This is a genomic window from Aeromonas sp. FDAARGOS 1408 (assembly GCF_019048665.1).
GTDB lineage: Bacteria > Pseudomonadota > Gammaproteobacteria > Enterobacterales > Aeromonadaceae > Aeromonas > Aeromonas dhakensis.
The window spans coordinates 3,114,335-3,136,020 of the sequence record NZ_CP077394.1 but is presented as its reverse complement, the minus strand read 5'-3'; the positions used below and the strand labels follow the sequence as shown (position 1 = coordinate 3,136,020).

Genomic DNA, 21,686 nt, shown 5'->3' with positions numbered 1-21,686 from the left:
AAAAAACCGCCGATTGGCGGTTTTTTTGCGTTGGTTGCCGATCAGGGTGTGCAGACCGGGCAGAGGGCGTAGGTGCCCTGCGGATCGTTGAAGCGGGTCAGCGGGTCCAGGCTGCGGTTCACCTCCACCAGCGCCTTGCCAAGGCCGGCCGGCAGCCAGCTCTGCAGGTGCGAAGCCAGCACCTGGGCGCTGCTGTCGAACAGCTGGCGCAGGAACTTGTCTTTGGCCGACTCTTCCTGCTCGATGGGGGCGACCTGCCACTCCTTGAGGTTGGCCAGCTCGGCTGCCGCCTTGATGGCCGCCTCCTGATCGCCAAACTCGTCCACCAGGCCCAGTGCCTTGGCGTCCTGGCCGGTCCAGACCCGGCCCTCGGCCGCTTTCTCGGTCTCTTCCGGGCTCAGGCCACGGCCCTTGCTCACCAGACCGACGAAGCGCTGGTAGGTATCTTCCACGTTCAGCTGGATCGCCTGGCCGACGTGTTCCGGCAGGGCCCGGGTCAGGCCGACGCCGACATAATCGGTGGTGCCAACACCGTCGGTGTGCACCCCGTACTGGGAGAGTGCCTTGTCGATGGTGGCGAACATGCCGAACACCCCGATGGAGCCGGTGAGGGTGGTGGGGGAGGCGAAGATCTTGTCCGCATCGGCGGAGATCCAGTAACCGCCGGAGGCGGCGTAGCTGCCCATGGAGATCACCACCGGCTTGCCGGCCTGCTTGAGGGCCAGCAGCTCGGCGCGGATCTGCTCGGCTGCGAAGGCGCTGCCGCCCGGGCTGTCGACCCGCAGCACCACGGCCTTCACCTTGTCATCGCGGCGGGCATCGGCCAGCAGATCGGAGAGGCTGTCACCGCCTATGGTGCCGGCAGGCTGGACACCATCCATGATGGCGCCGCTGGCGACGATGAGGCCCACCTCATCCTTGCCGCTCTGGGGATACTGGTTCGGAATGGCGGCCAGGTACTCCTTGAGGCCAACCCCCTTCCAGCCGTGGTCATCGCTCTCGCCCACTTCTTTGATCACCGCCTGGGTCATCTCGTCGCGGGTTGCCAGCTGGTCCACCAGGCCGTTGTCGAGGGCGTAGTTGGCCGCGTTGCCGCCGGCCTTGCGCAACAGCTCGAGGAAGCGATCCTTGCCCGGCGCCACGGCGTCCGGTTCGATTTCGCGCTGCTCGGCCACGTCGGCCACATAGGATTGCCACAGCTGATCCAGCCAGCGCTGGTTCGCTTCCTTGCTCTCGGGGGACATCTCGTCGCGGGTATAGGGTTCGACGAAAGACTTGTAGGTACCGACCTTGAACACGTGCGGGGTGATGTTGAGCTTCTCCAGCGCCGACTTGTAGTAGGTCTGGTAGACGCCGAGCCCCTCGATCACCACGGCGCCGCTCTGGTTGAGCAGCACGTGATCGGCGTGGGCGGCCAGCAGGTACTGGCCCTGGGTGTAGAAGTCGGCCATGGCGATGACCGGCTTGCCGCTCTCCTTGAATGCATCGATGGCGCTCGCCACCTCCTGCAGTTTGGAGAAGCTGGTGCCCTGCAGCCCCTGGGGCTTGATCACCAGTGCCTTGATGCGATCGTCATCCTTGGCGTTCTTGATGGCCCACAGCAGATCGGAGAGGACGATCTCGCTGGGCAGCTCGTCGCTGTTGTCCACCTGGCGCAGCAGCTGCACCGTGGGGTCGGTTTGCGAGCGCTGTTCCACCAGTACGCCGGAGAGATTGAGGGTGAGGGCCCCTTCGATGGGGGCGCTGGGGGCCTCTTTCTGGCTGACGCTGAAAACGATGATCAAGACCACGACGAGAAACAGCAGATTGACCAGCATCAGCCGGGTGAAATTGAGCAGGCGCCACAGGCTGCGAAACAGCCAACCCAGACCTTTGAAAATAGACATAGTCGCGTTATCGCCCTGTTAATGGGGAGGGAAGCGCCATTATTAACCAGTTGGCCGGTGAAATGCCATTTCCGCTTGGAGAGGATTGGAGCCGGTGAGTTCGGAACACGTCTGTTCGCCGAAAAATTGTCCAAACATTTGTTTGAAAAAGCATTTTTGATTCTTTACTCTAGCCTCGGTTTGATAACAAAAAATTAACTGGAGGCCCTGTGAGCCGCCCACCCATGCTGCCGCCTTGTTCCAGGCCTGAGTCCGGACGGCGGGGGATGGGCGTGGTGCCATCCAGCCCGGCCCCGACAAGGAGTTCATGATGAGCCGTTACCCGACCCTGCTGACCCCCCTCGATCTGGGCTTTACCCAGCTGCGCAACCGCGTGTTGATGGGATCCATGCACACCGGCCTCGAAGAGGAGAAGGGGGGCTTTGACAAGCTGGCCGCCTTCTATGGCGAGCGGGCCCGGGGCGGGGTCGGCCTCATCGTGACCGGCGGCATCGCCCCCAACCTGCGCGGTCGGCTGGTGCCCCACGGCTCCCAGCTGAGCTTTCCCTGGCAGGTGGCCAAGCACAAGAAGGTGACCAGTGCGGTGCATCAGGAAGGGGGCAAGATAGCGCTGCAGATCCTCCATGCCGGCCGCTACGCCTATCATCCGTTCAGCCTGGCGCCGAGTGCCCTCAAGGCCCCCATCTCTCCGTTCAAGCCGCGCGCCATGAGCGAACGGCAGATCCGCGGCACCATCCGCGACTTCGCCGCCACCGCGCAACTGGCCAGGAGCGCGGGCTACGACGGGGTCGAGGTGATGGGCTCGGAAGGCTACCTCATCAACCAGTTCATCTGCGAGCGCACCAACAAGCGCACCGACGGCTGGGGTGGCAGCAGCGAAAACCGCATGCGCTTCCCGGTGGAGATTGTCCGCGCCATCCGCGAGCGGGTCGGGCCGGATTTCATCATCATCTTCCGCCTCTCCATGCTGGATCTGGTGGAGCAGGGCTCGACCCTGGAAGAGGTGATTGCGCTTGGCAAGGCGCTGGAGCAGGTGGGGGTCACCCTCATCAACACCGGCATCGGCTGGCACGAGGCGCGTATTCCCACCATCGCCACCAGCGTGCCGCGCGGCGCCTTCAGCTGGGTGACGGCGGAGCTGAAAAAACACCTCAAGGTGCCGCTCATCACCACCAACCGCATCAACACCCCCGAGGTGGCCGAGCGCATTCTGGCGGGCGGCGAGGCGGATATGGTCTCCATGGCGCGCCCCTTCCTGGCCGACCCTGAATTTGTCATCAAGGCGGCCGAAGACAGGGCGGACGAGATCAACACCTGCATCGCCTGTAACCAGGCCTGCCTCGACCACATCTTCAAGCAGAAGCGTGCCTCCTGCCTGGTCAATCCGCGTGCCTGCTTCGAGACCGAGCTCAACTTCGGCCGGGTGCCCCAGCCCAAGAAGCTGGCGGTGGTGGGGGCCGGTCCGGCCGGGCTGGCGTTTGCCTGCTACGCTGCCGAGCGTGGCCATCAGGTGAGCCTGTTCGATCAGGCGAGCGAGATCGGTGGCCAGTTCAACTTCGCCAAGCAGATCCCGGGCAAGGAGGAGTTTCACGAAACCCTGCGCTACTTTGCCAAGCGGCTGGAGAAGTGCGGCGTCGAGCTCTATCTGGGTCAGCGCCAGAGCGCCGAGAGCCTGCTTGGCGGCGGCTTTGACGAGGTGATCCTCGCCACCGGCATCCGCCCGCGCACCCCCAACATTCCGGGTATCGAGCATCCCAAGGTGATGAGTTACCTCGATGTCTTGCGGGATCACAAACCGGTGGGCGAGAAGGTGGCGGTGATCGGGGCCGGCGGCATCGGCTTTGACGTGGCCGAATATCTGGTGGAAAAACGGGCGGATGGGGGCCAGAGCCGGGATCACTGGCTCAAGGAGTGGGGCATCGACAAGCAGCTCGGCGAGCGCGGCGGTCTGACGACCCCGGTGATCGACGCCCCCGAGCGCCAGATCTGGCTGCTCCAGCGCAAGGAGAGCAAGGTGGGCGACGGCCTGGGCAAGACCACCGGCTGGATCCACCGCACCGTGCTCAAGAACCGCAAGGTGGAGATGCTCTCCGGCGTGCAGTACCTGCGCATCGACGACGAGGGGCTCCACATCCGGGTGGGCGACCAGCAGCAGTGCCTGCCGGTGGATCAGGTGATCATCTGCGCCGGCCAGGAACCCCTCAAGGAGCTGCAGGCCGGTCTGCAGGCGGCGGGCAAGCCGGTACACATCATCGGCGGGGCCGATGTGGCCGCCGAGCTGGACGCCAAGCGCGCCATCCGCCAGGGGGCCGAGCTGGCGGCGGTCATCTAGTCGACGGGCCGCCATGTATTGCGACAAACCCCTGAGGCTCAGGGGTTTTCTTCATACGGTGCTGTGCTAAGGTAGCGCCATCATAGCCCCTGACAAGGAACTGCTCATGGATGCCCTCCACCTGTTACTCAACCGCCACTCCTGTGGCCGTCTGGCCGAGCCGGCTCCCGCCGGCGAGATACTCGACAATATCCTCAAAGCCGGGCTGCGGGCGCCGGATCACGGCACCCTGACCCCCTGGCAGTTCATCCTGTTCGAAGGGGAGGGCCGCGAGCGGTTGGGCACCCTTTTGGCGGAAGCCGCCCGTAGCCGCGGTGAGGATGAAGAGAGCATCAAGAAGTGCCGGGAAGCACCGCTGCGCGCACCGCTGGTGATCGCGGTGGCGACCCGCCATCAGAAGCACCCCAAGGTGCCGCGACTGGAGCAGGAGCTTTCCGCCGGCTGCGCCCTGATGGCGATGCAGATGGCGGCCCAGGCCCAGGGCTTCAACGGCATCTGGCGCTCCGGCTGGTTTATCTTTGACGAGCAGATCCAGGCCGGCCTTGGCCTTGGTACAGACGATCAGCTGGTGGGCTTCCTCTACCTCGGCACCCCCATGCTGGAGGCCCGCAAGCTGCGCGAGCTGCCGGTGAGCGAATTCGTGCGCCGCTTCTAGTCCGATGAACTGTCGATAAAGCCCTGACTTGTCAGGGCTTTTTTGTTTCTGGCGACAGGCTGTACTGATATTTGAAGGATTGCCAAGAGGCAGGCCGTGGCTGGCAGGGAATTTTTTAAATAGTGAGATGCCGTTCTCAATCCTGGTTTATTACGCTATGTAAAACGTTTGCGCCTCGTTAATATCCCTGTGCCAGTTTAGAAGGTGACCCCTTCTAATTTTCTGCGATGAGAGTCGCAATTCCGTAGCACCTTTTTACAGCCCAACGTCTTGATGACATTGGGCTTCATTTTTATGGGTGTTTTTCAGGTGCCGGTCCCCTTAACTCCCTGATACCGGCAACCCCACCTTTTTACAGGCCATCATGGTCTTGATGACATTGGGCTTCATTTTTTTGGGCGTTTTTTAGGTACCGGTACCCTCAACCTCCTAGGACCGGAAAGGTCGCCTTTTTACAGGCCAGCATGGTCTTGATGACATTGGGCTTCATTTTTATGGGCGCTTTTCAGGCGCCGATCCCCTTAATTCCGTAGCGCCCGGCGCGCGCCGCTAGCTTACCGGCGTCTTGCCTTTGGCGGGCAGCACGCGGGCCGGGTTGCCGGCCACCCGGGCGCCGGCCGGCACGTCTTTGGTGACCACGGCTCCGGCGCCCACGATGGCCTCCCGCCCTATGGTGACGCCGGGCAGCAGGATGGCGCCGCCACCGATCCAGACCCGGTCCTCGATGGTGACCGGCAGCGCGGTCTCGACCCCCTGAGTCCGCTCATCGGCGTCCAGCGCATGGGCGGCGGTGTAGATCTGCACGTTCGGCCCTATCATCACCTCGGCGCCGATGCGAATGGGGGCGTTGTCCAGCAGGGTGGCCCCCATGTTGATGTAGCTGCGCTCGCCAAGATAGATGTGGCGGCCATAGGTGCAGTAGAGGGGCGGGCAGATAAAGGCGCCCTGAGCCAGCTCACCGACGATCTGCTGCAGCAGCGCCAGCTGTTCATCCTCCTCGTCGCTGCGATTGAAGCGGCGGTACAGGCGGGCCGCCTCCCGGCGCAGCAGATCCAGTTCCGGTGCCATGCAGTTGTAAGGCTGGCTGGCGATCATCTTGTCGTACTCGGTCATGGGGGCTCCTGTGGCTTGTCTTTGTGGCGCCTGGGTTACACATGCTAGCGGCCCGGTCGCCGGATAACCGTGATCAGCGGCCCGCTACGGGCAGCACCAGATTGGTCGGTCTGCCCTCGGCAAAGGCAATCAGGTTGTCAAAGGCGGCCTGAAAGTAGAGTTGGTAGCTGTTGCGCTCCACATAGCCGAGATGGGGCGTGGCCAGCACATTGGGCAGGTGCAGCAAAGGCTCGCTCTGCGCCGTGGCGGGCTCTGCGTCGAACACGTCGAGCGCTGCACGCCGGGTGGGGTTGGCGGCGAGTTCGGCATAAAGGGCGCCGGGCTCGACAAGCTCCGCCCGACTGACGTTGACCAGCAGGGAGTCGGCCTTCATCCGCGCGAGATCGGCGCGGGTCACGCAGCCACGGGTGGCCTCGTTCAGGCGCAGATGCAAAGAGAGGATGTCGGCCTCGCGAAAGAAGCTCTCCTTGTCACTGGCGCTGGCATGGCCATCCTGCTCGGCCTGCCGGCGGGAGCCCTCGCTACCCCAGATCAGCACCGACATGCCGAAGGCCCGACCGTAACCGGCCACCAGTCTGCCAATCTTGCCGTAGCCCCAGATGCCGAGCGTCAGCCCCTGCAAGGTACGCCCCAGCCCCAGTGTGCCGGACTGCTGCCACTGCCCCTGGGCGAGGGCATGGCAATAGGCCGGGAGGTGGCGGGAGGCCGCCATGATGAGGGCCCAGCAGAGCTCGGCGGGCGCCACCGGGCTGCCGATGCCTTCGGCGACGGCCACCCCGTGGCGCTGACACAGGAGGGGGTCGATATGCTGGCTGATCTTGCCGGTCTGGCTGATGAGCCGAAGGGAGGGGAGCCTGCGCAGCAAGGCTTTGTCGATGCGGGTGCGCTCGCGGATGAGCACCAGCGCCTCCACCCCTGCCAGCCTGGCGGCAAGGCGCTCGGGGTCAGGTTCGCTTCGGGTGAGAATGGTGACGTCGTGGCCCGCCAGGCGGGTAAAGCAGGGTAGATGACGCACCTGATCCTGATAGTCATCCAGTATGGCAATCCGCATAAGCACTCCGTGTCTCAAGGGGGACTGGCGGCCTATCCTACCGGAAACGGGGTGAGCTGTGTGGTCAAATGAGCATGTATGGCGCTGGGTGGTGGAATCAGCGAAGAAGCGGTTGCCGCCGGCGGACCGAAAACAGACGGGGCTCCCGTGTGGGAGCCCCGTTGATAGTTTGGCAAGTGCCGCTTAGCCGAGTTTGCGGCCGATGGGTTGGCAGCCACCGTGGCTTGTTGCTTATCAGCCGAGTTTACGGCCGATGGGTTGGCTGCCGCTGTGGCTAGTTGTTTATCAGCCGAGTTTACGGCCGATGGGTTGGCTGCCGCTGTGGCTTATTGCTTATCAGCCGAGTTTACGGCCGATGGGTTGGCAGCCGCCATGGCTTGTTGCTTATCAGCCGAGTTTGCGGCCGGAGAGGCGGCACCACTCTTCCTTGACGGCGGTCGGGTCCATCTCGAACCACTGGCCGTAGATGGTCTCCAGCTCCGGCGCCTGGCTTTCCAGCACGCCGGAGAGGGCCATCAGGCTGCCCGCCTTGCCGTGGCCGGCGATGAGCGGCGCCAGCTCGCGCAGCGGGCCGGCCAGGATGTTGGCGACCACCACGTCCGCTTCGACATCTTGCGGCTGATCCGCCGGCAGGTAGAGTTCGATCTGATCGGCGACGCCATTGCGCATCGCGTTGTCACGGCTGGCCTGGATGGCCTGCGGATCGATGTCGATGCCGATGACCCGGGCCGCGCCCAGTTTCAGGGCGGCGATGCCGAGGATGCCGGAGCCGCAACCAAAGTCGACCACTGTCTTGCCAGCCAGATCCAGCCCGTCCAGCCACTGCAGGCAGAGCGCCGTGGTGGGGTGGGTACCGGTACCGAAGGCCAGACCCGGGTCCAGCATGACGTTGACCGCATCGGGGTTCGGCACGTCGCGCCAGCTCGGGCAGATCCACAGCCGCTCACCGAACTGCATGGGGTGGAAGTGATCCATCCACTCGCGCACCCAGTCCTTGTCTTCCAGCTGCTCCACCTTGTAGCCCACGTCTTCACCGAAGATCTGCTGGAAGAAGGCGATGGTGGGTGCCGGATCGGTTTCGGCGTCGAACAGCCCCATTACTTCGGTCTCGCCCCACAGCGGGGTTTCACCCGGCATGGGTTCATAGACGGGCACATCCTTGGCATCCATAAAGGTCACCGCCTGGGCACCACGCCCCAGCAGCATGTTGCTCACCTTGTCTGCGGTCTTGGCAGTGGCGTTGATTCGAATTTGTATCCAGGGCATGGCGTCGACTCTTCATAAATGTGAAACCGCGGGATTCTATCATCATGGGCGTGTGCTGTCGTGGTTTGCCCATGCAGTGTGGTGGAGGAGGCAGGCTTTGCCGAGTTGGCACGGTTCATGTATTCCTCATTGGGTGACGGGAAGCAACCTGTTCCCGCTGAATGCTTTGCTCTAGGAAAGTTCCGTCATCTTTTTCAGCCACCTTCGGGTGGCTTTTTTTTGCCCGCAGAGTGGCCCGGGGCTGCAGACCTCGGTGGCAGGGCACAATGTGGCAAGAAAGCGGGGAGGGGGGCGAGATTGGCACACTAGCTGCAAAGGTTCAGAGGTCCTGCATAAGGATATGTGTGTGATTGTTACCCCAACGTTCAGGTATTTAGGGCCATCCCGGCGGGATGGCCCCTTTTTTTTGGCTTTTTTATGGTGAAGCTGCGTGGTGACTGTCTGTTGCCTGATATGTGCTGTGCAGTGATGGGGCTTGTCACTGGTGAGTTCACCCCATGATGGTGCAGTTTTTACCCATAAGGGATTAGTTTCCGAACCGGCTCATGTCGATCACCAGCTTGCCCACCATGCGGCCGGCTTCCACCTCGGTATGGGCCTGAGCCAGGGTCGTCGGGGTCAGCTCGGGTACCACCTTGCTGAGGGTGCTCTTGACCACGCCCTGATCCACCAGGGCGGCGACCAGCCCCAACAGGTTGTGCTGCTCAATCATGTCCGGGGTCTGGAACAGGGAGCGGGTAAACATGAACTCCTGGCTGAAGGTGACGCTCTTGCTCTTGAGCAGGGAGAGATCCCAGGGCTCGCTCGATTCGGCGATGGTGCAGATATGGCCGAACGGGCTGATGAGGCTGGCCATGGCATCCCAGTGCTGCTCGGTGGCATTGGTGCAGAAGATGGCGTCCACCTGGTTGATGCCGAGGGCGGTGAGCTCCTCTTGCAACTGGTGATGGCTCACCACCTGGTGGGCCCCCATCTGCAGGCACCAGGCCCGGGTTTCGGGGCGCGAGGCGGTGGCGATCACCTCCATGCCGGTGAGCTGGCGGGCCAGCTGGATGGCGATGGAGCCGACCCCGCCGGCGCCGCCGATGATGAGCAGTCGTCCGCGGCTCTCGCGGCTGAGGCTCATGCGTTCGAACAGGGTCTCCCAGGCGGTGATGGCGGTGAGCGGCAGGGCGGCCGCTTCCAGGTCGCTCAGGCTGGCGGGGGCGAGGGCGGCGATGCGCTCATCCACCAGTTGCAGGGCGCTGTTGCTGCCTGGGCGGCTGATGTCGCCGGCATACCAGACCCGGTCGCCCGCCTTGAACAGGGTCACCTCGCGGCCGACGGCGATCACCTCGCCCACGGCGTCCCAGCCCAGCACCCGCGGGCTGCTCTCGACCTTGGCCTTGGGGGCGCGCACCTTGGTGTCGACCGGGTTGATGGAGGTGGCGTTGACCCGCACCAGCAGGTCGCGCGGGCCCGGCGTCGGGTCGGCCAGATTGGCCTCGATAAAGCAGTCGGGATGATCGCTCGGCAGATAGTGGGTCAGGGCGATGGCTTTCATGGCAGTTCCTTTCAAATCGGTTGGATGGGGATTGCCAGCCACTCTAGTCTGGTTGATTATTCAGATTAAGATGGGTAATTGGTAAAGACTGTTTGAATATATGAACAATGTCGAACTGGAGCTGATGGGGCTGTTTGCCACCGTGGTGGAGCAGGGCAGTTTTACCGGCGCGGCCGAGCTGCTTGGCATGCCCAAATCCTCGGTCAGCCAGAAGATCTCGCGGCTCGAATCCCAGCTCGGGGTGCGCCTGTTGCAGCGCACCACCCGCCGGCTGAGCCTGACCCCGCAGGGAGAGGTCTATGTGGAGCAGTGCCGGGCGCTGCTGGCGCTGGCCCGCAGCGCCAATCTGGCGATGGCGCGGCTGCGCGCGGCCCCGGCCGGGCGGGTGCGGATCACCGCCCCCGAGGCCACTGGCACCCTGCTGCTCGGCCGGATCCTGGCGGAGTTTCGAGCCCTCTATCCCGAGGTGGTGCTTGAGCTGACCCTCTGCGATGAGCAGCTCGATCTGGTGGGGGAGGGTTATGATCTGGCGCTGCGGGCGGCGCCGCTGAAAGACTCCAGCCTCATCTGCCGGCGCATCGGTCAGGTGCCGCGCCATCTGGTGGCGGCCCCCGCCTATCTGGCGGCCCACGGCATGCCGCAACAGCTGAGCGAGCTGGGTCGATACGCCTGCCTGGTGCACACGTCGCTGCCGGTGTGGCCGCTGCAGGAGGGGGGCTGGCGGCCGCAGGGGGCCTGCATCAGCAACAGCCTGCTGGCGCTGCGGGAGCTGGCCATCAATGAAGGGGGAATTGCCCTGCTGCCCCATCACGTCTGCGAAGGGGATCTGGCGAGTGGCCGCTTGCAGAAGGTGTTGCCCGAGCTCGCCGTGCCGCCCAACCCCTTCTACCTCATCTACCCGAGCCGGGAGCACCTGGCCCCCGCCCTGCGCAGCCTGATGGATTTTGTGGCCGAGCGCCTGCCGTTTGCCTGAGGCTACCAGCCGCTCTGGCCGGCCGACTCCTGATTGGGCTTGAGGCCGAGCGGCACCGACTGGCGTTCCGCCAGCATGCGGATCTGCCCCTCGATCAGGCTGGCGTTGGGGCCCAGCACCAGTACCAGCTGATGGTCATTGAGCTGGATCCAGGAGAGGCAGCCCAGCCCCAGCAGGCGGGATTGATCCACCAGCGAGATGTCGCGTACCCGCAGGCTGAGGCGGGTCAGGCAGACGCTCATCGCCTGCAGGTTGTCCATGCCCCCCAGCACCTTGAGGTACTGGATCGCCAGCATCTGGGGGTCGGAGGGGGCGACGCTCGCCAGCCGTGGGTGCTCCGGGGCGATGGGCTTGCTCGGCAGGCTGAGGGGCGTGCGCTCCAGCAGCTGATAAAACAGCAGGGTGTAGGCGACGAAGAACAGGATGCCGACCGGAATGAGCCAGAAGCTGTGCTCGCCGGCGTGGTAGCTCAGCACCAGATCCAGCAGGCCGGCGGAGAAGTAGCTGCCCACCTTGATGCCGAGCGCGCTGCAGGTGGCGAGTGACAGGCCGGTCAGCAGGGCGTGGGCCAGAAACAGCCAGGGGGCGGTGAAGGCGAACAGGAACTCGATGGGTTCGGTGATGCCCACCAGCGCCGAGGTGAGCGCCAGGGTGAGCAGCAATCCCCCCTGCGGCAGTCGCTGCATGCGCTGGCGGTGCAGCCAGATGGCGAAACAGGCGCCAGGCAGGCCGAACATGATGATGGGGTAGAGCCCGGCCACATAGCCTTCGTGCAGCGGCTGGGCGCTGGCCAGCGCCTGCAGGTTGCTCTCTCCCAGCCCGATGAGGCTGCCCAGCACCTGGTGCAGACCGAGCGGGATCAGCAGCCGGTTCAGCACGCCGTAGCAGAAGGCGCCGAGCGGGGTGGTGAGGAGTTCAGAGGCGAGCAGGGTGATGCCCTGCTCCAGCAGCGGCCAGAGCAGCGCGAGGGGGAAGGCCAGCAGCAGGCAGGCCAGCGCCGAGGCGAGCAGGCTGGTGAAATCGCCGTTGACCAGCCGCAGCCAGTGGGGCATGGGGTGGCGCTTGAGCCAGGGGTAGACGATGGCGGTGGTCAATCCCGCCAGCAGGCCGCAGATCATGTCGCTGTGCAGGCCGGGGGCCAGGGTGCCGAGCGCCGAGCTCAGCAGCAGGAAGTTGACCGCCCCGGCCAGCGCCTGGCTCCCCTCGCCCTGGCGGCTCAGCCCGAAGGCGATGGCCACCGCATAGATAAGCGGCATCTGGCTGAACAGGGCGCGACCGGTGAGGGAGAGTACCGCCAGATCCAGCACGTCCGGCTGGCCGAGCCGATAGAGCAGCGCGGCCAGCGGCAGGATGGAGACCGGCAGCAACAGGGCGTAACCGAGTCGCTGCAGGGCTTGGGTCAGGATCTGTCTGGCGTTCTGGACGGGCATAAGGGCGCACTGTTTTGTGACATGGCGCACAGTTTACCCTTAAAGCACCCATTTTGGGATAGTTTCGGAACCCTTTATTAATCCATTGCTGAACAAGGTTCGAAGAGTCGCCGCACGCTCTGGCTCGGAGCCGGGGTGAGCAGGCTGACCAGCACGAAGGCGATCAGCCCCAGCGCCAGGCTCGGCACTATGGCGTGCAGGCCGGCCAGCTTGATCCCCCACTGGCTCAAGATGCCGTAGCAGAGAATGCCGCACACCATGCTGGCCAGGGCTCCCGGGCCGTTGGCCCGTGACCAGTAGAGGCCGAGCACCAGCGGCCAGAGGAACACCGCCTGCAGGCCACCGAAGGCGAGCAGGTTGAGCCAGATGATCATCTCGGGGGGCTGCAGCGCCGCCAGCAGCACCAGGGTACCCAGGATCAGGGTGCAGAGCAGGGAGAGGCGCGGCACCCGTACCTCCAGCTTCTCCTGGCCGGCCTTCTCCGGGCTCAGGTAGTTGAGGTAGAGATCCTTCACCAACGTGGCGGAGGCCTGGATCAGTTGGGAGTCGATGGTGGACATGATGGCCGCCATGGGGGCCGCCAGGAAGACCCCGGCCAGCCAGGGGGGCAGCACTTCCATCATCAGGGAGGGCATGATCTTGTCCGGGCTGTCCATGCCGGGCAGGATGGCGCGGCCCAGCGCCCCGGCCAGGTGCATGCCGAACATCAGGAAGGCGCTGACGATGGTGCCGATCAGGATGCCGCGGTGCAGCGCCTTGCTGTCGCGATAGCCAAAACAGCGCAGGGCCGAGTGGGGCAGTCCCACCACCCCGACGCAGACCAGTACCCAGAAGCTCAGCATGAAGGGCTGGGTCAGCATGTCGCCGGCCCCCTGCGGGCTCACCAGCTTGGGATCGATCGCCTTGAGCTGGTGGATAAGGTTGGGCAAACCATCCCCCGCGATCAGGATCCCCGCCAGCAGGGCGCCGGTGCCGATCAGCATGATGATCCCCTGCAGCGCATCCGTCATCACCACGGCGCGAAAGCCGCCGATCACCGTGTAGAGCAGCACGCAGCCGGCAAACAGCAAGAGTCCCTGCTGGTAAGAGAGGCCGGTGGCGGTCTCCAGCAGGCGGGCGCCGCCGATGAACTGCACCACCATGGTGGCGATGAAGGCGAGGATGATGGTGACCGAGCCCAGCACCACCACGGCCCTGCTCTGGTAGCGGGCCCACAGCATGTCGTTGATGGTCACCGCATTGACCCGGCGGGCGATGATGGCGAACTTCTTGCCAAGCACCCCCAGGGTGAGCCAGACGGTGGGCAGCTGGATCATCGCCAGCAGCACCCAGCCAAGGCCAATCTTGTAGGCGGCACCCGGCCCGCCGATGAAGGAGGAGGCCGAGGTGTAAGTGGCCACCAGGGTCATGGCCAGCACCAGGCCGCCCATGCTGCGGTTGCCGATGAAGTACTCCTGCACGAAGTCACCGCCCACCCGGTGGCGGCTGGCCCAGAAACCGACCCCCAGCACCAGCACCAGATAGATGCACAGCGGCAGCAGCAGCTCAAGATTCATGGGGCGGCTCCTTGTCATCGAGGGGTTGGGAGTCGAGGGGGATGTCCACGAACAGGCGATCCACCATCAGGCCGCACAGCACGATGAACAGCAGCGGCATCAGAATGCAGCTGAGCAGGAACCAGAGCGGCATATCCCAGAATTCGATCTCTTCGGGGATGAAATAGGCCGTGCCATACCAGGCAAGGAAGTAGAGCAGGGTCAGCAGCAGGCAGAGTGCTGCTTCCCGACGAGCGAGCGCAAAACGGTTCACCTTGGCCTCCGACAATTTCGAGGGGCGCAAGGATAACAAAAAAGGGCCATGTCGCCATGGCCCTTTTTCAGCAGAAGATCTGCGGACGCGAGTCTTACAGACCCAGCTTCTTGTGCAGGTAGTGGATATTGGTACCACCGTGCTGGAAGTTTTCGTCCTTCATGATCTCTTTTTGCAGGGAGACGTTGGTCTTGATCCCTTCCACCACCAGCTCGTCCAGCGCCTGACGCATGCGGGCAATGGCGACGTCGCGGTTTTCACCGTAACAGATCAGCTTGCCGATCATGGAGTCGTAGTAGGGCGGCACCTTGTAGCCGGCGTAGATGTGGGAGTCCCAACGCACGCCCAGACCACCCGGCGCGTGGAAGCGCTGGATCAGGCCAGGAGACGGCATGAAGGTGGCCGGGTCTTCTGCGTTGATCCGGCACTCGATGGCGTGGCCACGGATGCGGATGTCCTGCTGGGTGATCGACAGGGGCTGGCCGGCGGCGATGCGCAGCTGCTCCTTGATGAGGTCGACGCCGGTGACCATCTCGGTAACCGGGTGCTCTACCTGGATACGGGTGTTCATCTCGATGAAATAGAACTCGCCGTTTTCGTACAGGAACTCGAAAGTACCCGCACCGCGGTAGCCGATCTCGATACAGGCGCGCACGCAGCGCTCACCGATGAACTTGCGCATCTCGGCGGTGATGCCCGGCGCCGGTGCCTCTTCGACCACCTTCTGGTGGCGACGCTGCATGGAGCAGTCGCGCTCGCCCAGATAGAGGGCGTTGCCCTGGCCGTCTGCCAGCACCTGGATCTCGATGTGGCGCGGGTTCTCCAGGTACTTCTCCATGTAGACCATGTCGTTCTTGAAGAACTGGCCTGCTTCGGACTTGGTCAGCGCGATGGCGGCAGCCAGCTCGGCTTCGCTGCGCACCACGCGCATGCCGCGACCACCACCGCCACCGGCGGCCTTGATGATCACCGGGTAGCCGATGCGCTTGGCAATGGCGGCGTTGTGTTTGGCATCGCTGTCAACCGGACCGTCGGAGCCCGGTACGCAGGGTACGCCCGCCTTCTTCATCGCCTCGATGGCGGAGACCTTGTCACCCATCAGGCGAATGGTCTCGGCGCGCGGGCCGATGAAGACGAAGCCGGATTTCTCGACCACTTCGGCAAAGTCGGCGTTCTCGGAGAGGAAGCCGTAGCCGGGGTGAATGGCAACGGCACCGGTCACCTCGGCGGCGGCGATGATCGCCGGCACGTTGAGGTAGGAGTCGGTACTGGCCGGCTTGCCGATACAGATGGTTTCGTCGGCCAGCAGCACATGCTTGAGCTCCCGGTCGGCGGTGGAGTGAACGGCCACTGTCTTGATCCCGAGCTCTTTGCAGGCGCGCAGGATCCGCAGGGCAATTTCACCGCGGTTGGCGATGACTACTTTGTCCAACATGGGTGGCGATTTCCCTTATTCGATGATGAACAGCGGCTCGTCAAATTCGACGGCCTGACCATTTTCAACCAGGATCGCTTTGATCACGCCGGCCTTGTCGGATTCGATTTGGTTCATCATTTTCATGGCTTCGACGATGCACAGGGTATCGCCGACATTGACGTGCTGGCCCACTTCCACGAACGGCTTGGCTTCCGGGCTGGAAGAGCGGTAGAAGGAACCGACCATGGGGGAGCGCATCAGGTGACCGGCCGGGGTGGCGTCGGCAGCAGGTGCTGCGGCGGCCGGGGCGGCGGCGACAGGAGCGGCTACCGGAGCAGCAACCTGCGGCATGATCATCTGTGGAGCAGCGGTCACCTGACCGGAGAAGTTGCGGCTGATGCGAACGGACTCTTCACCTTCGGAGATCTCCAGTTCGGCGATGCCGGACTCTTCAACCAGTTCAATCAGCTTCTTGATTTTGCGGATATCCATTAGCATTCTCTTTCTTCTTTATCTGATCAGTGATTATCAAGCCGCGCGCAACTGGTGCACGGCCGCGGTTAAAGCGAATTGGTAGCCATCGGCCCCCAGCCCACAAATGACCCCCTTGGCGACATCAGACAGATAGGAGTGATGACGGAAGGGTTCCCTGGCGTGGACGTTGGACAGGTGAACCTCGATAAAGGGGATGGCCACACCCAGCAGCGCATCGCGGATGGCGACGCTGGTGTGGGTGAATGCGGCCGGATTGATGATGATGAAGTCCACCTGACCCATGGCCTGGTGGATGCGGCCGACCAGCTCATGTTCGGCGTTGGATTGCAGGTGTTCCAGTGTGACCCCGAGTTCGCCGGCACTTAGCGTCAGATCGGCGACGATCTCATCGAGCGTCTTGCTGCCGTAGATGCCCGGTTCCCGTTTGCCCAGCAGGTTCAGGTTTGGCCCGTTGAGCAGGAGAATTCGGTGTTTTTGCGACATATTGAGTACATCCTCGATGATAATGCTGCTATCTGTCAGCTATCTTGTGGACTACCAGAAATCTAGCCATTTTCTGCTCAAATCGGTGTGCACTGGCACACAGATTTCGCAATTATATTGATTTCGTGAAAATTAGCAGCATTTTACTGGTCTAATCTCTACATCTGTCTGTTTTTTGCTCTATTAGGTCGGCTGTCAAAACACTCACTGGCAGGAATGACAAAGCCGGCACAGGGCCGGCTTTGGAGGCAAAAGGCAGACGGGATCAGGCGGCTTCGGACTTCTCGCGAATGAGTTTGTCCACTACGCCCGGATCCGCCAGGGTGGAGATATCCCCCAGGCTGTCGGTCTCGCCGGTGGCGATCTTGCGCAGAATTCGCCGCATGATCTTGCCGGAACGGGTCTTGGGCAGCCCCTCGGCCCAGTGGATCACGTCCGGGGTGGCGATGGCGCCGATCTCCTTGCGGACCCACTCCTTCACCTCTTTATGCAGCTCCCGGCTCGGCTCTTCGCCGGCGATCAGGGTGACATAGGCATAGATGCCCTGACCCTTGATCTCGTGCGGCACGCCCACCACCGCCGCTTCGGCGATCTTGGGATGAGCCACCAGCGCGGATTCGATCTCGGCGGTGCCCATGCGGTGACCGGAGACGTTCAGTACATCATCCACCCGGCCGGTGATCCAGTAGTAGCCATCCTCGTCGCGACGGGCACCGTCGCCGGTGAAATAGCGGCCGGGGAAGGTGGAGAAGTAGGTCTGCTCGAAGCGCTCGTGATCGCCGAATACGGTGCGCATCTGACCCGGCCAGGAGTCGGTGATCACCAGGTTGCCCTCGGTGGCCCCCTCCAGCGGCTCGCCCATGTTGTCCACCAGCGCCGGCTGCACGCCGAAGAAGGGGCGGGTGGCCGAGCCTGGCTTGAGGTCGGTGACGCCGGGCAGCGGGCTGATGAGGATGCCGCCGGTCTCGGTCTGCCACCAGGTGTCGACGATGGGGCAACGCTCGTCGCCTATGGTGCGGTAGTACCACTCCCAGGCTTCCGGGTTGATGGGCTCGCCCACCGAGCCCATGATGCGCAGGCTCGAACGGGAGGTACCCTCAACGGCCTCGTTGCCCTTGGCCATCAGCGCGCGGATGGCGGTGGGGGCGGTGTAGAGGATGGTGACCTGGTGCTTGTCCACCACCTGGCTCATGCGGTTGGTCGCCGGGTAGTTGGGCACCCCTTCGAACATGATGGTGGTGGCGCCGTTGGCGAGTGGCCCGTAGACCAGGTAGGAGTGGCCGGTGACCCAGCCCACGTCGGCGGTACACCAGTAGATGTCCTCCTCGTGGTAGTCGAAGATGTACTTGAAGGTGAGGGTGGCATAGACCAGATAGCCGCCGGTGGTGTGCAGCACCCCTTTGGGCTTGCCGGTGGAGCCGGAGGTGTAGAGGATGAACAGCGGGTCTTCAGCCCCCATCGCCTCCGGCGGGCAGTCGCTGCTGACGGCAGCCGTTGCCTCATGCCACCACAGATCGCGGTGGTTGTGCCAGGCGATGTTGCCGCCGGTACGTTTGAGCACGATCACCTTGCTGACCTTGGTCTCCGGGTTGGTGAGCGCTTCATCCACATTCTTCTTGAGCGGCACCGGGCGGCCGCCACGCAGCCCCTCATCGGCGGTGACGACGATGGTGGAGCCGGAGTCGATGATGCGACCGGCCAGGGCTTCTGGCGAGAAACCGCCGAAGACGATGCTGTGCACGGCGCCGATGCGGGTACAGGCCAGCATGGCGATGGCCGCTTCCGGCACCATGGGCATGTAGAGGCAGACCACGTCGCCGCGATGCACCCCTTGTGCCTTCAGGACGTTGGCAAACTTGCACACCTCGGTGTGCAGCTCGCGATAGGTGAGCTTGCGATCCTCGGCCGGGTTGTCCCCTTCCCAGATGATGGCGACCTTGTCGCCGCGCTCGCTCAGATGGCGATCCAGGCAGTTGGCAGAGACGTTGAGCAGGCCGTCTTCATACCACTTGATGGAGACGTGGCCCGGATCGTAGGAGGTGTTCTTGACCCGGGTATAAGGCTTCATCCAGTCGAGGATCTTGCCCTGCTCGCCCCAAAAGGCATCCGGGTTCTGCACCGAGGCCTGGTACATGGCCTCATAGCCTGCCTTGTCCAGCAGGGCGCCCTGGCTGATGTGGGCTTTGACCGGGTAGACCTTGCTCTCGCTCATGTGTCACTCCTTTGAATACATTTTTGTAATGATTGGATAACAACTTATACCTTTGGCGGGGGAGGGCAATTAGACTTTTGGATAGATGGCAACATCCGCTTACAGTCGCGTCGATGACAATTCATCGCCGATTGGGTAAAACGTCGCTTTTACCGATGGAGACAGCCCCCGTGTTGACCCTGCTTCTTTGCTCCTCCCTCTGGCAGTTCGAGGCCCCGAAGGCCACCGATGAGGCCACATTGGCCGCCCCCCATGCCAACGGTCTTGAACTGACACCGACACAGCCCGATTCACCCTCACTGCGGGATCACATCAGCGGCCAGCTGAGCGAAGCATGGCTGGCGCGCAAGCCGCCGGTGTCCGTCACCCTCGGGGAGAAAAAGTCCTCCTATCCGCAGGACTCCTTGCTGGAAGAGTCACGCCGGCAGCAGGACGAAGGGTGGGACGCCAGGCTGACCTTCAACGATTGAGTTGGCTGTGGCTGTCACCCCCTGGCGCGGGGCTCAGCACCAGTGATTCCTGCCCGATGCCAGCTGCGCCGCCAGATGGGGCTCGGCCAGCGGATGGCTGAACAGATAGCCCTGCCCCTCCTGACAGTGGAGGGATTGCAGAAACTGGCGCTGGGCCTGGGTCTCTATCCCTTCGGCGGTCACCATCATGCCCAGGCTGTCGGCCAGGTTGACAATGGTGCGGCACAGCTCCCGGCTGTGCTTGTCATCGGGCAGCGCCTGCACGAAGGTCTTGTCTATCTTGATCCGATCGATGGGCAGGCTTTTCAGCAGGCTCAGGGATGAGAAGCCGGTGCCAAAATCGTCGATGGCGATCTGCACCCCCAGCTCCTTCAGCCGCTTGAACAGCTGCAGACTCTGGTCGACCCGCTGGATGATGCTCTCGGTGACCTCTATCTCCAGCCGTTGTGGCGGAAAACCGGTCTCGGCCAGGATGGCGGCGACCCGCTCCACGTAACCTGCCGAGCGCATCTCCCGTACCGACACATTGACCGACAGTCTGGGCACCGCCAGCCCTGCGGCCAGCCAGGCTTGCCCCTGCTGGCAGGCGGTACGCATCACCCACTCCCCAATCTGCTCGATAAGGCCGCACTCCTCGGCCACCGGAATGAAGCGGGTCGGCCCTATCATGCCCTCGCTGGGGTGCTGCCAGCGCAGCAGGGCTTCCAGCCCGCTCAGCTGGTTGCTGGCCAGATCCGTCATGGGTTGATAGAGGATGCAGAGCTGCTGCTGCTCGATGGCCTGGAACAGCCCCTGCTCCATGCTCAGTCGCTCCCGTGTCTGCTCCGTCATGTCCGGGGTATAGAAGAGGTAACCGTTGCGGCCCTGGTTCTTCGCCTCGTACATGGCACTGTCGGCGGCACTGACCAGGGTGTCCGGGGTGGTGGCGTGTTCCGGATAGAGGGCGATGCCGATGCTGGCGGAGACGGCCACCCGCTCGTGATCCAGCTCGACCGGTTCGCGCAGGCGGGCCAGCAGCTGCTCGGCGAGCCTGGCCAGCTCCTCCGGCTGCTCGAAGTAGGGGATCAGCACCAGAAACTCGTCGCCCCCCAGCCGGGCCGCCACGTCGTTGTGGTGCAGCAGTCGGCGAATGCGCTCGGCCAGCAGCTTGAGCAGCTCGTCCCCGGCCCGGTGGCCCAGGGTGTCGTTGATCAGCTTGAAGCCGTCCAGATCGATAAACAGCAAGGCGAGCTGCTGCCGGTTGAGGTGGGCGGTCTTGATCTCCAGCTCAAGCCGCTCCTGCAGCAGGTTGCGGTTGCCGAGCTCGGTCAGGGGATCGTGATAGGCGAGGTGGTTGAGCTGTGCCTCGGCCTTGCGAATGGCGCTGATGTCGGAGAAGGCGATGACATAGTTGGTGGTGTTGTGGCGGCTGTCGTGGACGGCGCTGACATGCTGCCAGGAGGTGAAGTAGCCGCCATCCTTGCGCAGGCACATCATCTCGCCATGCCAGGCGTGGCTGCCGGGCAGCAGGGTGTGCCAGGGGTAGTCGATGTCGGTGTGGCGGCGCGGGTGCATGATGGCTTCCGGTGACTTGCCGACGACCTCGTCCTCCTCGTACTGGGTCATGCTGCAGAAGGCCGGGTTGACCGAGATGATCTGGCGCTGGCCATCCATGATGATGATGCCTTCGGCGGCGGTTTCGAACACCACGTTGGCCTGGCGCAGCTTGTCTTCCTGGGTGCAGCGATCGGTGGCGTCGTGGATCACCCCGGTGATGCGTCGCCCCAGATGTTCGCTGGCCGCCACGTGATCGGCATGGATGTCGACCCAGCCTCGCTGCTGATCGGGCCCCAGATAACCGAGGGTGAGATGAATGGGGGCCGTGCCCTTGAGCGCCGCCCTGAGCTGCTCGCCAGAGAGAGGGTCGAAGCGCTTGATGAACTGATCCATTCCCCCCTGAAACTCGCTGGCGGCGGTGCCGAGCAGCTGCTCGACCCGGCCGTCAAACTGCAGTCTGTCCTCCTTGATGTGCCACTCCCACACTCCGATCCGGCCGGCGTTCATGGCCAGTTGCAGCCGCCGCTGCGACTCGACCTGTTCGGTCACGTCGCGCACTATGGTGAGAATGCCGTCGGGCACGCCCTGTTCGTCGAGCATGGGGCTGTAGATCGCCTGCCAGTGGCGTTGCTGGCCCTGATGGGCCGCGGTATGGCCGCTTAGGTTCAGCTCGACCCGGGGGACGCCGCTGCTGATGATCTGCTGGAACAGGGGCTCCAGCACGGGGGCCAGGGCCGGGACGATTTCCCGCAGGGTGTGGCCATAGTGCTCCTCCCGGGAGAGGCCGTTGAGGTCGGCCAGGGTCTGGTTGACGCTGCGGCAGCGAAAGTGGCGATCGAAGATGCCTATGCCAAACGGGGCCAGTTCGAACAGCTGCTGCAGCTCGTTCACGCTCAACTGCCCCGCCTGCGGCGGATCGGGCATGGCGTCGAAAAGCTCTTTCCCCATCACGGGACTCCGGAATTGACTGTTTTGTCATTTGAGGTGTTGTCAGTATGGCATGAAGCCTACTGGA

Annotated in this window: 17 protein-coding genes; 4 read left to right on the top strand and 13 right to left on the bottom strand. The window is 63.5% G+C overall.

Annotated features, from left to right (window positions below):
• Positions 1 to 41: 41 nt before the first annotated feature.
• Positions 42 to 1,886, bottom strand: coding sequence for a signal peptide peptidase SppA (gene sppA, locus I6L38_RS14305; RefSeq protein ID WP_201882011.1), 1,845 nt, complete (start codon positions 1,884 to 1,886; stop codon positions 42 to 44).
• Positions 1,887 to 2,196: 310 nt separating this feature from the next.
• Between sppA and I6L38_RS14300 the strand changes: the two genes are divergently transcribed.
• Both I6L38_RS14300 and I6L38_RS14295 read left to right on the top strand, forming a co-directional pair.
• Positions 2,197 to 4,218 (top strand): NADPH-dependent 2,4-dienoyl-CoA reductase, encoded by a 2,022-nt coding sequence (locus I6L38_RS14300; RefSeq protein ID WP_043170299.1) that lies wholly within the window; start codon positions 2,197 to 2,199, stop codon positions 4,216 to 4,218.
• A gap of 106 nt (positions 4,219 to 4,324) precedes the next feature.
• A complete protein-coding gene (locus tag I6L38_RS14295) occupies positions 4,325 to 4,873 on the top strand; it encodes an NAD(P)H nitroreductase (protein ID WP_024941480.1) in 549 nt (182 codons plus the stop codon).
• A gap of 549 nt (positions 4,874 to 5,422) precedes the next feature.
• Here the strand turns inward: I6L38_RS14295 and I6L38_RS14290 are convergent.
• The 4 genes from I6L38_RS14290 to I6L38_RS14275 all read right to left on the bottom strand — a co-directional run bounded on the left by I6L38_RS14290 (position 5,423) and on the right by I6L38_RS14275 (position 9,846).
• Positions 5,423 to 5,986 carry a sugar O-acetyltransferase gene (locus tag I6L38_RS14290; RefSeq protein ID WP_043170297.1) on the bottom strand — a complete coding sequence of 188 codons (564 nt, stop codon included), beginning with the start codon at positions 5,984 to 5,986 and terminating at the stop codon, positions 5,423 to 5,425.
• 73 nt (positions 5,987 to 6,059) lie between these two features.
• Positions 6,060 to 7,037 carry a D-2-hydroxyacid dehydrogenase family protein gene (locus tag I6L38_RS14285; protein WP_216988657.1) on the bottom strand — a complete coding sequence of 326 codons (978 nt, stop codon included), beginning with the start codon at positions 7,035 to 7,037 and terminating at the stop codon, positions 6,060 to 6,062.
• Positions 7,038 to 7,424: 387 nt separating this feature from the next.
• Complete coding sequence (prmA, locus tag I6L38_RS14280) at positions 7,425 to 8,303, bottom strand: 50S ribosomal protein L11 methyltransferase (protein WP_005298012.1); 879 nt, start codon at positions 8,301 to 8,303, stop codon at positions 7,425 to 7,427.
• A 526-nt stretch (positions 8,304 to 8,829) separates the two neighbouring features.
• On the bottom strand, positions 8,830 to 9,846 hold the full coding sequence (locus I6L38_RS14275; RefSeq protein WP_216988656.1) for a zinc-binding alcohol dehydrogenase family protein: 1,017 nt from the start codon (positions 9,844 to 9,846) through the stop codon (positions 8,830 to 8,832).
• A 100-nt stretch (positions 9,847 to 9,946) separates the two neighbouring features.
• Here I6L38_RS14275 and I6L38_RS14270 point away from each other — a divergent pair, with 100 nt between their 5' ends.
• On the top strand, positions 9,947 to 10,819 hold the full coding sequence (locus I6L38_RS14270; RefSeq protein WP_017779917.1) for a LysR family transcriptional regulator: 873 nt from the start codon (positions 9,947 to 9,949) through the stop codon (positions 10,817 to 10,819).
• A 2-nt stretch (positions 10,820 to 10,821) separates the two neighbouring features.
• Here I6L38_RS14270 and I6L38_RS14265 read toward each other — a convergent pair whose 3' ends face one another.
• The 7 genes from I6L38_RS14265 to acs all read right to left on the bottom strand — a co-directional run bounded on the left by I6L38_RS14265 (position 10,822) and on the right by acs (position 18,665).
• A complete protein-coding gene (locus tag I6L38_RS14265) occupies positions 10,822 to 12,249 on the bottom strand; it encodes a PTS transporter subunit EIIC (protein WP_005298024.1) in 1,428 nt (475 codons plus the stop codon).
• 77 nt (positions 12,250 to 12,326) lie between these two features.
• Positions 12,327 to 13,805: a sodium/pantothenate symporter gene (panF, locus tag I6L38_RS14260; protein WP_043170293.1), complete on the bottom strand. Its 1,479-nt coding sequence runs from the start codon at positions 13,803 to 13,805 to the stop codon at positions 12,327 to 12,329.
• Positions 13,795 to 14,073, bottom strand: coding sequence for a YhdT family protein (locus I6L38_RS14255; RefSeq protein ID WP_010633080.1), 279 nt, complete (start codon positions 14,071 to 14,073; stop codon positions 13,795 to 13,797). Before I6L38_RS14255 ends, panF begins: the two co-directional genes overlap by 11 nt.
• Positions 14,074 to 14,152: 79 nt before the next feature.
• Entirely contained in the window at positions 14,153 to 15,493 is a 1,341-nt protein-coding gene (gene accC, locus I6L38_RS14250; protein WP_005298029.1) for an acetyl-CoA carboxylase biotin carboxylase subunit, read from the bottom strand.
• A gap of 15 nt (positions 15,494 to 15,508) precedes the next feature.
• Entirely contained in the window at positions 15,509 to 15,967 is a 459-nt protein-coding gene (accB, locus tag I6L38_RS14245) for an acetyl-CoA carboxylase biotin carboxyl carrier protein (protein ID WP_005298038.1), read from the bottom strand.
• 36 nt (positions 15,968 to 16,003) lie between these two features.
• Positions 16,004 to 16,453, bottom strand: coding sequence for a type II 3-dehydroquinate dehydratase (gene aroQ / locus I6L38_RS14240; protein WP_005298040.1), 450 nt, complete (start codon positions 16,451 to 16,453; stop codon positions 16,004 to 16,006).
• A 265-nt stretch (positions 16,454 to 16,718) separates the two neighbouring features.
• Positions 16,719 to 18,665, bottom strand: coding sequence for an acetate--CoA ligase (acs, locus tag I6L38_RS14235; RefSeq protein ID WP_005298042.1), 1,947 nt, complete (start codon positions 18,663 to 18,665; stop codon positions 16,719 to 16,721).
• Positions 18,666 to 18,835: 170 nt separating this feature from the next.
• Between acs and I6L38_RS14230 the strand changes: the two genes are divergently transcribed.
• The gene (locus I6L38_RS14230) at positions 18,836 to 19,135 is read left to right on the top strand and encodes a hypothetical protein (protein ID WP_043170291.1); all 300 of its coding nucleotides are present in this window, start codon (positions 18,836 to 18,838) and stop codon (positions 19,133 to 19,135) included.
• A 33-nt stretch (positions 19,136 to 19,168) separates the two neighbouring features.
• Here the strand turns inward: I6L38_RS14230 and I6L38_RS14225 are convergent, their stop codons facing one another.
• A complete protein-coding gene (locus I6L38_RS14225; protein WP_043170289.1) occupies positions 19,169 to 21,619 on the bottom strand; it encodes an EAL domain-containing protein in 2,451 nt (816 codons plus the stop codon).
• Positions 21,620 to 21,686: the final 67 nt, after the last annotated feature.